This window comes from Pseudomonas syringae, from assembly GCF_000737245.1.
GTDB lineage: Bacteria > Pseudomonadota > Gammaproteobacteria > Pseudomonadales > Pseudomonadaceae > Aquipseudomonas > Aquipseudomonas syringae_J.
Map to the genome: position 1 here is coordinate 105,815 of NZ_JPQU01000015.1, position 12,396 is coordinate 118,210.

Genomic DNA, 12,396 nt, shown 5'->3' on the forward strand with positions numbered 1-12,396 from the left:
CGGCCCGTGCAAACTCAATCAATAGAAGTACAGCGTAATATCGTGCAGGATGTCTGCGTAATGCCTGATCGCTACACGATAATCAGGTCGAATCGCAGTCACGGCATCGATCAGCTTCCAGTAGTCATCGGCACGGTGGTAGGCGCACACCGCCAAGACGGGCTTTTCCCGTTGAATAACGCCAGCTGCGCCAACCAGGGCATTCTCTTCCATGCCCTCGATATCCAGTTTGAACAACCCGACCTTGCCTTGAATCAAGGAATCCAGAGGGACGCCCTGAATATAAGAAACAATAGAGGACGCAATAGGCCCGTTGATTTCGCCCAACACGTTGCACGACAGAACAGGGTTGTACTCAAAGCGCGACGGGCGTGCGTCCAACCCCATATTGAACAGCAAAACATTTTCCCGATCTGAAAAACGCTTCAAGGCTTCATAGTAAGGAGGGAGTTCAGGCTCAAACAGATAAGCCTGCTTGACCGGTCCGAAGTGTTTTTCCAGGCTGACCAGGGTATCGCCCGTAAAAGCACCCGCGTCCACGAAATAATGTGCCTGTTCGGCGGACACGAAGTCCTTGTCGAAGTACTCGTCCTGAGAAGGTGACTTGGTCTCCACAGCGGAGGAAATTGATAGCGTTGTACGCATTCCGATCAAGCCGTTGAATACCTCCCGGGAGCGTTCATCACGTAGCCTCAGGAACGTCGAAATATAACGATAGGCCTCATCAATAGGCTGATGAGCAACGCTGGAGAAAAACTGTTCCGGGCCGTGACCGCCATCGATGGCGTAAGAAAACTCACACATATTCAATAATTTATCGCAGACACCGACCAGCGAAGCATGGATTTCATTACTGTATTGGCCGCTGGCAATAACAATGGTCGAATGCTTCAGATCCACATCAGCGGGTGCAAATACTTGAGCGCCATCAAGAACAGTGCCTTTCTTCGAGGCATCTCTATCAAGGAAGCCATTGATCTTCACACCCGCCCGCTGGGCCTGCCCTGCGATGTAAGAACCTACCTTATAAGCACCGTAGATATAAATGCCGTCGGCAAGCCATTCATTGAATGTCGCCTTGCGCTGCGCCAGCGTGGTTTTCAAACGCTCGCCGTCCAGTAGGTTGTAAACATGTGGATAGTCGGCCAGACGGGCCAGCACATCCAGCTCCTCGGCGGAGCTGATAAACACGGTATCGGTAATGGCCGACAACGGCGAATTAGTCAAACGAACTGGAATTGAGTGTTTTTCACACAACACCAACGTGTCCGTCACATTTTCTTGCAGTTCGGTTTTCCCGGAAATCAATCTCAAAAGCATGTTAGCGATCCTTTACCCGTTCAGGGATAACTGCATACAGGACAGTGTCGAAGGTGATGCGTGCATGGCAACGCAGGTAAAACGTATAGCCCAATTGGTAAGCATCCAATTGTTCGAGAATGCTCCAAAGATGTTCAGCCCGATGATAGGCGCTGATAGCCAGATGGGGCCTGTGCCGACGTAACATCTGCTCGGCACCCAGCAGTGCCGCAGGCTCCTCACCTTCGATATCCATCTTGATCAAATTGGGGGCAAATCCCGGCAAGGCGTCATCCAAACGGACACAAGTGACTTGTTCGCCGCCAGACACCACCAGATGGCCGCCCGCACCTAGCGCACCGTCAAAACCAACCTGTTTGTTGGCATCAGAAACACCGCAGGGGAAGTTCACCGCATTCATATCGCTGAGGTTCTGAACCATCACCTGAAAATTTTTGAGGTTGGGTTCGAACGTTGCCACCGCCTCGAACACCAGTCCGGCCGCGCGCATCTCCTGCACGGTATCGCCGGTGTAAGCACCACAGTCTATGAACCGCAAAGGCTGCGGCCACTCAGGCACGTCGGCAGGGAAGTATTGTTGAGCCGACGGTTCGGGAAGCTTGAGGTAATCCCCTTCGGTCCTGAATGCGACAATCTGATCCAGCAACTGGCGACTGGCTTCATCCGCCAACCGCCCTCTGAGGCTGGCAATCTTGTCAGCATTGGCCTCGTAGTACCGCGGGTCTACGAGCCAATATCGAAATGGCTGGTCTTGCGGGAAAAGACGAACGAACTCAACCAGGCTGACCACTCGGCCATAGCCGAGCTGCTGCAAATTCCTGACAATTTCGGCGACGTTCACGTAATTATTGAACAGACCAATCACTACGCAGCTTTTCGTCGCATCCTGCTGACCCGCCCACTCCGAAGCGGTATGCACCGGCAGGCCGCAGACCTCACCCAACGAGGTGTCGCGGTCAAGGAAGCTACTGACTGTCAGGCCCTTTTTCGCCATAAAACTCTGCACTTCCTGACCCGCAAGACGCGCGCCATAAATCAGCAGATGATCAAAATGATGGTCGTCAAACATGGCTCGCTTCCACTGCAACACGCACCAATACCGCATGGCCGTTGAGGTTATGCAGGAAGCGGAAGTTCTGATTGCCCACCATGAACTCGTTAACCAGCCGGGTAACGCCTTCACAGCCGAAGAAGCCGTAGTCGTCGAAAACCACTATCGAACCGATACCCAGCTTCGGCAATGCCCACTCCAGAACGCTACGTGCGGATTCGTACACATCCACGTCGATGTGCAGCAGCGCGAGTCGCTCGCCAACACGCTCGGCGTTGAACTCAGGGAACATGCCCTGCAAGGCTTCGACCCGGTCACTGACCCCGCAACGGGCAATCAGTGCTTTGACCAGTTCGATATCGGTATCACTATGCTCACCACCGCTGTAGCGGGTATCCAGCTCACCGGCCTTGACCACACCTTCAAAAGTGTCAGCAAGCCAGACCCGACGCCCAGGACGCTGACTGGCCAAAGCCAATAAACACCCCGAACCGCCTTGCCACACGCCAACTTCAAGGAAGTCACCTTCCAGGCCGTCCAGTTGACGAGCCAATGACCACAATTCGTACAGTCGATACGAATCTACCAGCGTATTTTTCGCGACCCGCTCATAGGCCGAGCGAAACGCTTGGTCGTTTGCCCAGGGGGCATAGCTGCAGAATGGCAAGACGCGTTCATGGCGGATTTCCGGCGACTTCGGATGCGACCAGGAAGCCGTTTTGCGCAGGTAGCCATAACTCAGGCCTGTCAGTTTCCTCTTCAACCAGGCGGCCATATCAGTCGCGCTCCGACACAGACATCTGCATATGGAACTCGTCACGTGACAGGAACGGATACAGGTCTTCCAGAGCACCGGTCTCAGGTTTGCCCTGCTCGTTAATCCGAGTCATGACCCGAGGTACTCGGGCCTCTTCGATCTGCACCACCACCTCACAGATCACCGGGCCGCTGCGCTGCAGAACATCCTGCAACTTCTCGTCCAGGCCTTGATGCGAGTCAATGCGCGCAAAATCCACACCATAAGCGGCAGCCAGTTTTTCCAGATCGGGCAGTTGCAGGCCGCTGGTGGAGTCGGCGCCGACAAGCAATTTAAAGTGCGCGTTCTGCGAGGTACGAATCGAGGCATAACCCTGATTGTTGATCACGAAGCATTTGATCGGCAGGTTGTTGGCCGCCAGGGTGGCGAACTCTTGGACGTTCATTTGCAGACCACCATCGCCTTCCACGCAGATCGTCTGCTTGCGGCCGGAAGCCAGGCAGGCACCCACCGCCGATGGAATGCCAAAGCCCATGGAGCCAGTGCCACGGTTATGGAAACAACGCTGGCCTTTTTTCAGTCGCAGGTTGAGCAGGAACAACTCGGAGGCAAAACCGGAGCTCCCGGGAGCGATCACATCGCCCTCGTTGAGCAGCTCCGAGACACGGTCAGAAAAGTGATACATGCTCACACCCTGACTGTCATCGGCGTGCTCAGGCTGCAACAGCGGATAACGTTGGCGCCAGTCAGCAATCTGCGCGAGCCATGCCGAGTACTTCGGCAATGGATTGGCAGCAATACCAGCCACCAGGGCTTCGATGAATGGCTTTACGTCAGCCACCACCGCTATTTCGATGGGCATCTGCAATTTAGCGATTTCGGCAGCATCGATGTCCACCACCACTTTCTTCGCGTGGGGAGCAAAATGGGCGTGGTTGTAGGCCGTCAGCGCCATATCCAGACGCGAGCCCAGCACTATCAGCAGATCGCAGTTCTGCAAGGTGAAGTTGGCCCAGCGCGGCGCGATGGAGCCTGGACGCCCACCGTACAGTGGGTGCTCGTCTTCGATCACGTCCATGGCCAGCCAGGTCGGCATGACTGGCACGCCAGCGGTTTCAACCAGCGTATTGAAAGCGTCGATCGCGCCCGCCATGCGGATGCCGCTACCGGCGATGATGCCTGGTCGCTTGGCGGTCTTGAGCAATTCCAGCGTGCGCGTCACTGCCTCGCTGACATCCGGTGCCGACAGAGGCGCAGGCAGTTTCGCCCGACGCAGAGTCTGCGGATCAATCTGGGCAGCCTGCACGTCCAGAGGCACGTCGAGCCAGACCGGCCCACGACGACCATTGAAAGCAGCGTATTCCAACTCGTCGAACACTTCTGCGACGGCTTCCGGGTCGGTAAGGGTCACAGCGCGCTTGGTGATCGAGGACACGATGGAAACGATATCGGCTTCCTGGACACCCAGCATGCGTAAGCCAGTACCCGCTTTCAGATCCGCCGTTTTGACCTGCCCGGAAATGAAGAACACTGGCGTGGAGTCCAGCCACGCACCCAAGGTTGCCGTAACAGCATTGGTCGCACCCGGTCCGCAGGTCGTCATGCAAGCGCTCGGCCCGCCGGACAATTTGCCTGCCGACTCGGCAGCGACACCGCAAGCCTGTTCATGAAGGCAGAGAATCGGTTCCAGATCAGGATGACGGCCCAGCGCATCATTCAAATGCATCGCACCGCCACCAGGCAGGAAAAACACCTGCTTGATGCCCAGTTCCGCCAGCCGGTTCATGATGTAGTCAGCTACACGCATCTTGTTACCCATCGTTAAAACTCCATCTCGTTCGCGGAGAACCAGGCTCAATTCAATTCGTTGAGAAATTCCAGCGCCGACCAGAAACCGGCACCATGATCCTTGTGACCCTGCCAGACCTCAGGGATAAAACTGACATTCGGATAGCCCTTGAGCTGCGCCCAGGTCGCTGGCCAATCCACGTCACCGGTGCCCATGATGACGCCTTCGCCATTGGCGCCTTTGGCGTCGGCCACATGCAAGTGCGCGGAGTAAGGCAGCAGCAGTTTCAGCGCAGCCTGGAAGTCGAGCTCAAAGTGGAAGCAAGTCATTTGCAGGTGCGAGAGGTCCAGGCACAGGCGCATGTTCAGACGCTTGGCCTGCTCGGCCAATTCATCGGGCATCATGAAAATGTTCTGATGGCGCTGGCCACCGAAGTGCCAGGGGAACGGTGCCATGTTCTGCGGAATCAGTTCGGTACGGCCGAAGTCGATCTGCGCGCAGGACTCGCGGAAGCGTTCGTACAGCTCGGCACGGTGACTGAACGGCAGAGGTTCGTCAGCAGAGAAGCCGCCAATGTTGGCGACGATCAGCAGCGAGTCGGCTTTCGGGAAAAACTCGGCCATCTGCAACGTGGCATCGACCACCCGTTGCAGGTTATCGATCGAGCGCTGGCGATATTCCAGATCATCGGAAACCAGATCCAGAAGCTCGCTGTTCTCGAACAATTCCGGCGCGTGCACCACTAGGCGCGAGCATTCGACGGTCCGCAGGAAAGGTTGCGGAGCAACACTCAGGTCGCGGTAAGACAAGTGAAATTCGAAGAGGTCGGGCTTGATCCACTCGTTGTACTGCAAGAAATCGTGATAACGCACCGGCACGCCCCAGAGGATTGGCATGTCGTAATCGCGGCGCACTTCCTGTTGCTCGCTCAAGTCGCTGTCAAACAGAAAATCGCCCTGCTCGATCTTGCGGCCGGCTGGTTTGCCCAGCAGATCGCTCAGGCGGTACGGCGGCAAGCCCTGACCCGGACTGGCCACGCGCAGCATGCTTTGCACGAACACTTCACCCTTATCGATAGCCCGGGCGGCGATCACGCTCTTGCCCAGATTTTCGCGATTGAGTAATTCGCCCTGACTGGCGTGACGTCCCGGTCCCGCCCATGGCAGCGCTTTCTGGACCTGACGAATGCCGTCCACCAGTTGACGGAACTCCAACGGCTCAAGGCTGGCAAGATGGTCAGGACCTTCCATGCCCCGATCCAGGGTGATATGCCGTTCAACAAGCTTGGCGCCCAAGGCAACGGCTGCGATGGTGATCGCCGTGCCGCGCTCATGCCCGGAGTAGCCGATCAGGCCGTGCAGCTCTTTCAAACGGGCGATATAGCCCAGTTGAATATCACTCTCCGGCGCTGGATAGGTACTGTTGCAGTGCAGCAGAGCGAACGGCACGCCGAGGTCCTGGAGCTGTTCGATGGTACGAACGATTTCATGCTCAAGGGACATGCCGGTGGACAGAATCAGCGGCTTGCCCAGGGACGCCGCCTTGGCAATCAGATACGGATTGCACAGGTCGGCCGAGGCAATCTTGAACGCCGGTACGTCGAAGCCGGCCAGTACATCCACGCTGGGTTCGTCCCACGGCGTGCAGATGTAACTAATGCCTTGTTGCTTGCAGTAGTCCCGGATCTGTCGATGCTCCTCGACGGTCAGTTCGACCTTGTCGAGCAAGTCCTGAATGTATTCAACGCCCAAGTCTTCGGCGCGCGAACCATCGGCTTTGGTGCGATACAGCGCTTCACGATTGCGCAATTGAAATTTCACGCAGTCGGCGCCGGACTCAATGGATGCATCGACCAACTGCTTGGCCAGCTCAACAGAACCGTTGTGATTGTTTCCCACCTCGGCGATGACGTAGACGTGGTCGCCGCCGATGACAGCGCCATCGATGGTAAAAACTTGCTTATTCATTGGATTTTGGTCCGCCAGGAGGTGACACCATTGGTTTCGAAACGGAAGTCGGTGATACGGCAGCCCAGTTCCCGGACCTTGTCGGTCACGGCACTTCGGTGCTGGGGTTGCACGAAGAACAGGAAGAAACCACCGCCACCGGCACCCAACAGCTTGCCCCCGAGGGCACCTGCAGCCAGGGCCGAATCATAGATCTGGTCAAGCACGCCATCGCTGACAGCGTGGGAAAATTGTCTTTTGAGCATCCAGCCCTGATGCAGGCAGCGCCCGAAGTCATGCAGCTCGCCACGAATCAGGTGGTGATGCATATGCCGGCACAGCTCGACGCTTTCAGTGATAAGTGCAGCTTTGGAATCCTTGTTGACCATCTCCTCACGCTGGCGCTCATGGAGCTTGCCCGAGTCATGGGCGATCTGTGTATCGCAAAGCACCAGGCATTCTTCCAGCTCGTTCCAAATCGACTCGGTCAGGCGAATCGGATGGACCAGATTGCGACCTTCCTTGAACTCGATCAGGTTGAAGCCACCGAAGGCCGATGCATACTGGTCCTGCCAGCCACCGGCAATGCCAAAGCACAGACGCTCGGCCTGGAACGCCAACTCGGCCACTTCATAGGTGCTCCATCGGTCACGGCGCAATTCGTTGAATGCGGCAATCACCGCAGTGGCCACGGCAGAAGACCCACCTAGCCCGGACCCTACCGGGAAATCGGAACGGATATACAGGTCCAGGCCGTAGTTGGGCTGGATCACCGAAACGATAGTAGCCAACAATCCCTTGTCCGCATGTCGCGCCAAGTCATACAGAGACTCGTAATACTCGTGAGTGCCCAGGTCCTCGGAAAAAATCTGGATAACGTCGTCGGGACGCGGAATCAGCGTCGCATGGGAATATAGGCCCAAGGTGCAACTGAGCACTGCGGCAGGATTGTCGACGAAGTAATACGTCAGGTCAGAACCACCGCCACTGAAGCTCATCCGAACGGGTGCCCGCGCCCGCGCGAGCACTGGCACTTCAGAGTTGGCCGCTAGCAGGGCAGGTGTTACTACATCGACCAGGCAGCCCGCAACGTCCACTACAGGAATGGCATTAAAGCTCAAGTCGAAAATTTTCAGCAGCTCTTCGCGAGAAGCGCCGACCTGCACCGAGCGGTAATGGGTGTTCATGCAGGCGGTGACCGGCACATCTGTCTCTCCGCCTTCCTGCAGCAGATAGCGACGCAAATCACCGTTGGTGATCACGCCGACAAGGCGCTCCTGGTCATCGACCACAAACACGATCTGCAGGTCGCCCGACTCAATACACTCAACGGCATCAAGGATGGTCTGGTCGGTGTAAACGGTTTGTTTTTTTACTAGTCGATTCATTGGCCAGCCCCTTGAAGCCCTGACTTGAAGGCGTTCAGCGAGTCTGGAGTGCCGATATCAATAAACGGACCTGAGTACTCGCAAGCGAACAACTGCCGACGCTCGATCAGGCGCGGCAAAATCTCTTTCTCCATGGAGCACGGCTGGACCGCGAACTCATTCAAAGAGTCAGCGGCGAAGGCATACACACCCGCATTCACCCGGCCTGGGCCTGAAGCGCCCTTCTCGTTGAGCGCCAGCAATTCCAGGTCCTCCGAGCAATCGAGGCTGCCATAACGGGCGCGATCCTCGACCAGGACTGCGACGATGGCATCCTTTGCCGCACTAGACGCCAGGCGGTAGGCCTGCTGATCCAGCCAAGTGTCGGCGTTGAGCACCAAAAAGCGTCCGCCCGGTGGCACTTCCTGCAAGGCATGCAATACCGCACCGCCGGTGCCCAGGGGTTGCGTCTCGACCACCAGGTGCAGGTTCAAACCTGACTCCGTAGCCAGCGCCGGCAGCAAATCGGCGAGTTGATCGGCGCGGTAGTGAGCGCACAGCACTGCGTCCTTGACGCCTGCCAGCTTGAGTTGCGCTAGCACCAATGCCAAAAATGGCCGGCCATGAACATCGACCACTGCCTTTTGTCCACCCTGAAGCACGGCACTCAAACGAGTCCCAAAGCCACCGCAGAGGATGTAGGCCCGCATTACTGACGAAGCCCGAAAAAGGTTTCCATGCAGCGCACAATGTGTTCCAGATGCTCTTCGCCCAGGCCCGGCCAGACGCCCACCCAGAAGGTGTCATTCATGATTTTATCGGTGACAGTAAGGTCACCGGATACGCGGTAATTACGGTTCAGCATGTAGGGCTGACGGGTAAGGTTCCCGGCGAACAACAAGCGTGTGCCGACCGCTTGACTGTCCAGGTAACGCACCAGGTCAAGCCGATTGATGCCACAGCCATCGCGCAGTGTCAGCGGAAACCCAAACCAGGACGGATCGCTGTTAGGGGTGGCTTCAGGAAGGATCAGGAAATCGGTGCAACTTGCCAGACGTTCGGTAAGCCAGTTGAAGTTGCGACGGCGGGCTGCAATGAAATCATCCAGACGATCCATTTGCGCCAAGGCGCAGGCAGCCTGCATGTCAGTAATTTTCAGGTTATAGCCCAAGTGCGAATAGGTGTACTTGTGGTCATAGCCTTCCGGCAAAGTGCCCAGCTTCTGACAGAAACGCTGCTTGCAGGTGTTATCCTGACCTGGCTCGCAGTAGCAATCGCGCCCCCAGTCACGGAATGATTCCATGATGCGCTTGAGCAACGGATTATTAGTAAACACCGCGCCGCCCTCACCCATGGTGATGTGGTGCGCCGGGTAGAAGCTCAAGGTGCCGATATCACCGAAGGTGCCAACCATTTTGCCGTCGTAGGTGGCGCCCAGCGCGTCGCAGCAGTCTTCGATCAACCACAGGTTGTGCTTGTCGCACAGGGCACGGATCACTCCCAGGTCGTAGGGATTGCCCAAGGTGTGAGCGAGCATGATGGCCTTGGTTTTCGGACCGATCGCAGCCTCGACCTTGCTCGGATCGATGTTGTAAGTCACCAGATCCACATCAACAAAAACCGGTACAGCACCGAACTGCAGGATTGGGTTTACGGTAGTCGGGAAACCCGCAGCCACCCCGATCACTTCATCCCCGGGCTTGATCGCTCTATCACCCAAACGCGGGGAGGTCAAAGCAGAGAATGCCACCAGATTGGCGGACGAACCGGAGTTGGTAGTCAGCACGGCACGCCGGCCCAGGTACTTGGCCAGACGCCGTTCAAAAGCTTCGTTAAAACGCCCGGTCGTCAACCAGCCATCCAGCACCGCCTCGGTCATGGATTGCAGTTCGCCCGCACCGATCACCTTGCCAGACGGCGGTACGACGCTCTGACCTGCCACGAAAAGTTTCGGCGCGTATTGCAGCTCGGCATAACGGCCAACCAGCTCGACAATTTGTTGGCGCAACTGCTCCGGGGTACTTTCACTCATGGGTATCGCCTTGGTAGTCCGCAATCTGCGCGCGGGTAAAGGTGTGCATGTCGTGCCCCTGCTGCCAGGCGAGATGCCAGCTCAAGGTACGTTCAAGCGTGGTTTCGAATGACCAGCACGGAGCCCAGCCCAATAGTTGTCGCGCCTTGCTGGAGTCCAGTGCCAGCAGGCAAGCCTCATGCGGCTGAACCTGGGCATCCACCGACCAGCGAACAGGCTTTGGCCACATCTGGGCCAAGGTGCGAACCAGCTTTTCCACGGTGGCAACATTGCCGCTCTCGGGGCCGAAGTTCCATGCACCGGCATATTTCTCGGCATCCTCGACCAACGACTGCGCCAGTAGCAGATAGCCCATCAAAGGCTCGAGTGCGTGCTGCCACGGACGGGTTGCGTGAGGATAGCGAAGGGTGACTTCTTCGTTGTTCTGCCAGGCACGGAAAATATCCGGCACCAGCCGGTCCGGCGACCAATCGCCACCGCCGATCACGTTGCCCGCGCGCGCAGTGGCCAGAGCAACGCCAGAGTCTTGCAGGAAGGAACTGCGGTAGGACGAACACAAAAGCTCCACACACGCCTTGCTATTGCTGTAGGGATCAAAGCCGCCGAGCGTGTCTTGTTCCCGGTAGGGTGAAAGCCATTCGCGGTTTTCGTAGCACTTATCCGTAGTCACCACCACGACTGCGCGAACACTGGCGCACTGGCGCACGGCTTCCAGAACATTCACAGTGCCCATCACATTGATGGCATAGGTTTCAGCCGGCGCGCGGTAAGACTCACGAACCAGTGGCTGCGCCGCCAGGTGAAAAACGATCTCTGGCGCAAACGCTCGCATTGAAGCTGCGATGGCCTGAGCATCACGAATATCACCCAGATCACTGGCAATCACGCCTTCCACACCCGCTACTTGCCACAACGCAGGCGTGGTAGCGGCCGGCAGTGCGAAGCCCTGAACTTCGGCACCCAACTGGCGCAACCACAGTGCCAGCCAGCCCCCCTTGAAACCAGTATGGCCGGTTAGTAGTACTTTTTTGCCTGCCCAGAATACGTTCAATGCCAGAGTTTCCACTGCGCCGTTCCGCTGGCCCAGCGCTCTTCGAGCATGACTCGATCGCGCAAGGTGTCCATGGGCTGCCAGAATCCGCGATGCAGAAAACTCATCAACTCACCTTCGGCGGCCAGATTACGCATCGGCTCGAACTCCCAAGTCACGCTGTCATCGGCAATGCCGTCGATGACCGAAGGCTCAAGCACGAAGAAGCCACCGTTGATCCAGCCGCCATCGCCCTGGGGTTTCTCCTGAAAACCTTTGACGCAACTACCTTCGAGATCCATCGCGCCAAAACGACCTGGAGGCTGGACTGTCGTAACCGTCGCCTTCTTACCGTGTTCACGATGGAATTTAATCAGTTCAGGAATATCTACGTCCGATACGCCATCGCCGTAGGTGAAGCAAAAAGTCTCATCACCCAGATACTCGCGCACTCTGCGCAAACGTCCGCCGGTACCACTACTCTCGCCGGTATCAACCAGCGTGACGCGCCACGGTTCCGCGTTGCGGTGATGAATGTGCATTTTGTTTTCGGCCATGTCGAAGGTCACATCGGACATGTGCAGGAAATAGTTGGCGAAATACTCCTTGATTACGTAGCCCTTGTAGCCAAGGCAAATCACGAAATCGTTGATGCCGTAATGAGAATAGATTTTCATGATGTGCCAGATGATTGGCTTACCACCAATCTCGATCATCGGTTTGGGTTTAAGGTGCGATTCCTCACTGATCCGAGTGCCCAACCCCCCCGCCAGAATTACTGCCTTCATGCTCTTCTCTCAGAAAGTCCGAACCGCCCGCACACCACCGAATGACTGCCAGCAGAACGCCAATAAATCGACGGTTCGTGAATGCCAGTTCCATTACAGATGGTTAAAAGCAATATCCATACCATTACAAAACGCCTGTAAAATCGCCCCTCACAACATGTGAGAGCCGGTCTAACAGAACACAAGAATCCATATGGATCAGCCCGCTACGCAGGGCTGGCCGTCGCCAGCTCGACAGCAGTCAGTTGTGGCGGCCTATCAAAACGCCTTGGGCAAATCGCGCCCATAAAAAAAGGAAGAGCCGCTGGCTTTTCCT

At 56.7% G+C, this 12,396-nt stretch carries 10 protein-coding genes; all 10 read right to left on the reverse strand.

Annotated features, from left to right (window positions below):
- Positions 1-18: 18 nt before the first annotated feature.
- Genes IV01_RS0124520 through rfbF form a run of 10 tightly spaced genes read right to left on the reverse strand, consistent with a single transcriptional unit; the run spans position 19 to position 12,080 of the window.
- Positions 19-1,320, reverse strand: a complete 1,302-nt coding sequence (locus IV01_RS0124520; protein ID WP_050507263.1) for a hypothetical protein — start codon at positions 1,318-1,320, stop codon at positions 19-21.
- A 1-nt stretch (position 1,321) separates the two neighbouring features.
- Complete coding sequence (locus IV01_RS22645; protein WP_032625485.1) at positions 1,322-2,389, reverse strand: FkbM family methyltransferase; 1,068 nt, start codon at positions 2,387-2,389, stop codon at positions 1,322-1,324.
- Positions 2,382-3,146 (reverse strand): TylF/MycF/NovP-related O-methyltransferase, encoded by a 765-nt coding sequence (locus IV01_RS22640; protein WP_032625487.1) that lies wholly within the window; start codon positions 3,144-3,146, stop codon positions 2,382-2,384. Before IV01_RS22640 ends, IV01_RS22645 begins: the two co-directional genes overlap by 8 nt.
- 1 nt (position 3,147) lies before the next feature.
- Positions 3,148-4,947: a thiamine pyrophosphate-binding protein gene (locus IV01_RS22635; protein WP_229636075.1), complete on the reverse strand. Its 1,800-nt coding sequence runs from the start codon at positions 4,945-4,947 to the stop codon at positions 3,148-3,150.
- Positions 4,948-4,982: 35 nt separating this feature from the next.
- Positions 4,983-6,884, reverse strand: a complete 1,902-nt coding sequence (locus IV01_RS22630; RefSeq protein WP_032625489.1) for an N-acetylneuraminate synthase family protein — start codon at positions 6,882-6,884, stop codon at positions 4,983-4,985.
- Entirely contained in the window at positions 6,881-8,251 is a 1,371-nt protein-coding gene (locus IV01_RS22625; protein WP_032625490.1) for a CBS domain-containing protein, read from the reverse strand. The genes IV01_RS22630 and IV01_RS22625 overlap by 4 nt, the downstream gene beginning before the upstream one ends.
- The gene (locus IV01_RS22620) at positions 8,248-8,940 is read right to left on the reverse strand and encodes a sugar phosphate nucleotidyltransferase (RefSeq protein ID WP_032625492.1); all 693 of its coding nucleotides are present in this window, start codon (positions 8,938-8,940) and stop codon (positions 8,248-8,250) included. Before IV01_RS22620 ends, IV01_RS22625 begins: the two co-directional genes overlap by 4 nt.
- The gene (gene rfbH, locus IV01_RS22615; protein ID WP_032625495.1) at positions 8,940-10,262 is read right to left on the reverse strand and encodes a lipopolysaccharide biosynthesis protein RfbH; all 1,323 of its coding nucleotides are present in this window, start codon (positions 10,260-10,262) and stop codon (positions 8,940-8,942) included. The genes IV01_RS22620 and rfbH overlap by 1 nt, the downstream gene beginning before the upstream one ends.
- On the reverse strand, positions 10,255-11,319 hold the full coding sequence (gene rfbG / locus IV01_RS22610; RefSeq protein WP_032625573.1) for a CDP-glucose 4,6-dehydratase: 1,065 nt from the start codon (positions 11,317-11,319) through the stop codon (positions 10,255-10,257). Before rfbG ends, rfbH begins: the two co-directional genes overlap by 8 nt.
- A complete protein-coding gene (gene rfbF, locus IV01_RS22605; protein WP_032625498.1) occupies positions 11,310-12,080 on the reverse strand; it encodes a glucose-1-phosphate cytidylyltransferase in 771 nt (256 codons plus the stop codon). The genes rfbG and rfbF overlap by 10 nt, the downstream gene beginning before the upstream one ends.
- Between the last annotated feature and the right edge of the window lie 316 nt (positions 12,081-12,396).

Coding starts and splice junctions, on each gene's coding strand:
- IV01_RS22645 (WP_032625485.1), bottom strand. CDS start 2,389: ATGTTTGACGACCATCATTTTGATCATCTGCTGATTTATGGCGCGCGT.
- IV01_RS22640 (WP_032625487.1), bottom strand. CDS start 3,146: ATGGCCGCCTGGTTGAAGAGGAAACTGACAGGCCTGAGTTATGGCTAC.
- IV01_RS0124520 (WP_050507263.1), bottom strand. CDS start 1,320: ATGCTTTTGAGATTGATTTCCGGGAAAACCGAACTGCAAGAAAATGTG.
- IV01_RS22630 (WP_032625489.1), bottom strand. CDS start 6,884: ATGAATAAGCAAGTTTTTACCATCGATGGCGCTGTCATCGGCGGCGAC.
- IV01_RS22620 (WP_032625492.1), bottom strand. CDS start 8,940: ATGCGGGCCTACATCCTCTGCGGTGGCTTTGGGACTCGTTTGAGTGCC.
- IV01_RS22635 (WP_229636075.1), bottom strand. CDS start 4,947: ATGGGTAACAAGATGCGTGTAGCTGACTACATCATGAACCGGCTGGCG.
- rfbF (WP_032625498.1), bottom strand. CDS start 12,080: ATGAAGGCAGTAATTCTGGCGGGGGGGTTGGGCACTCGGATCAGTGAG.
- IV01_RS22625 (WP_032625490.1), bottom strand. CDS start 8,251: ATGAATCGACTAGTAAAAAAACAAACCGTTTACACCGACCAGACCATC.
- rfbH (WP_032625495.1), bottom strand. CDS start 10,262: ATGAGTGAAAGTACCCCGGAGCAGTTGCGCCAACAAATTGTCGAGCTG.